At 43.7% G+C, this 2,109-nt stretch carries 2 rRNA genes; both read right to left on the reverse strand.

Features of this window, described 5'->3' with window-relative positions:
• Positions 1 to 382 (reverse strand): 23S ribosomal RNA (locus V2E24_RS03525); the annotation flags it as partial.
• Between the two features lie 295 nt (positions 383 to 677).
• A 16S ribosomal RNA gene (locus V2E24_RS03530) occupies positions 678 to 2,109 on the reverse strand; the annotation flags it as partial.

A 2,109-nucleotide genomic window follows, 5' to 3' on the forward strand; every position in this document is an offset into this window, starting at 1 on the left:
GCATACAGGGGTTTCACCTTCTATGCCAGAGTTTCCCAACTCTTTCTGCTATCACACAATTTTGTAACTCTATGCTGACTGTCCTACAACCCCAACATGTGTTGGTTTGGGCTCTTCTACTTTCGCTCGCCGCTACTGATAGAATCATTATTTATTTTCTCTTCCTGTTGCTACTAAGATGTTTCAGTTCACAACGTGTCTCGTCTGGGTGACTATTTTATTCATCACCTAGCAGCTAAACTTTACTTTAGCTAGGTTTCCCCATTCGGAAATCCCCGTTTCATAGCGCATATCCAGCTCCACGAGGCTTATCGCAGGTAATCACGTCCTTCATCGACTTCCAGACCCAAGGCATCCACCATAAACTCTTACTTATTTAAAAGTACAATATTTACCTATTGTTGATGTATATTCAAGACATTTTAATGAATTATTTGAAAAAATAACTCGGTAAATCAAAACAAATAGACATTTGTTTAAATTTTATTTGATGTCGTTGTTATATTTAATTAACTTTACTATTCAGTTTTCAAAGAACTTTTGAGAGATGTTCTCTCAAAACTAGATATACCTATTGGACTTAAACAATAGAACATGACAAATATTTAAAAATATGAACTTAAGTCAGTTGTAAATGTCGTTATTACTATTTAAATAGTAATTTATGTACTCCGTAGAAAGGAGGTAATCCATCCCCACGTTCTCGTAGGGATACCTTGTTACGACTTCACCCCAGTCACCAGTCCTGCCTTAGGCAGTTGTCTCCGTAGTTAACAAAACCGACTTCGGGCATTACCAGCTCCCATGGTGTGACGGGCGGTGTGTACAAGACCCGAGAACGTATTCACCGTAGCGTAGCTGATCTACGATTACTAGCGATTCCGACTTCATGTAGTCGAGTTGCAGACTACAATCCGAACTGAGAACGGTTTTTTGAGATTTGCTCCACGTCGCCGTCTTGCTTCTCTTTGTACCGTCCATTGTAGCACGTGTGTTGCCCCACTCGTAAGAGGCATGATGATTTGACGTCGTCCCCACCTTCCTCCCAATTACTCGGGCAGTCTCCTTAGATCATCTAACTAAGGACAAGGGTTGCGCTCGTTGCAGGACTTAACCGAACATCTCACGACACGAGCTGACGACAACCATGCACCATCTGTCATTCCGTTAGCCTCCACTATATCTCTATAGCTTTGCGGAAGATGTCAAGAGTGGGTAAGGTTCTACGCGTATCTTCAAATTAAACCACATGCTCCACCGCTTGTGCGGATCCCCGTCAATTCCTTTAAGTTTCACTCTTGCGAGCATACTACTCAGGCGGATGATTTAATGCGTTAGCTGCGCCGATGAGTTCCCCATCAGCTAATCATCATCGTTTACAGCGTGGACTACCAGGGTATCTAATCCTGTTTGCTCCCCACGCTTTCGTCTCTCAGTGTCAGTGTATGTCCAGTAAGCTGCCTTCGCCAAGTTGGTGTTCTTCCTTATATCTACGCATTTCACCGCTTCACAAGGAATTCCGCTTACCTCTACATAACTCTAGTTTGCCAGTATCCAATGCAATTTGGGGTTGAGCCCCAAGTTTTCACACCAGACTTAACAAACAACCTACAGACGCTTTACGCCCAATAATTCCGGATAACGCTTGCAACCTATGTATTACCGCGGCTGCTGGCACATAGTTAGCCGTTGCTTTCTGACAAGGTACCGTCAAGGTAATATCATTTCCTATACTACTTTTTCTTCCCTTATAACAGTGCTTTACAACCCGAAGGCCTTCATCGCACACGCTGTGTCGCTCCATCAGGCTTTCGCCCATTGTGGAAAATTCCCTACTGCTGCCTCCCGTAGGAGTCTGGGCCGTATCTCAGTCCCAGTGTGGCGGTTCAGTCTCTCAACCCCGCTATGCATCATCGTCTTGGTAAGCCATTACCTTACCAACTAACTAATGCAACGCACCCCGATCTTCTAGTGAAGCAAACGCTTCTTTTATATATTAATCATGCGACTAATATAAGTATCCGGCATTAGCGACCATTTCTAGTCGTTATTCCAGTCTAAAAGGTACGTTAAGTACGTGTTACTCACCCATTCGCCGCTAAGTTCCGA

The sequence above is a fragment of the Mycoplasmopsis ciconiae genome (assembly GCF_036350065.1).
Taxonomy (GTDB): domain Bacteria; phylum Bacillota_I; class Bacilli_A; order Mycoplasmatales; family Metamycoplasmataceae; genus Mycoplasmopsis; species Mycoplasmopsis ciconiae.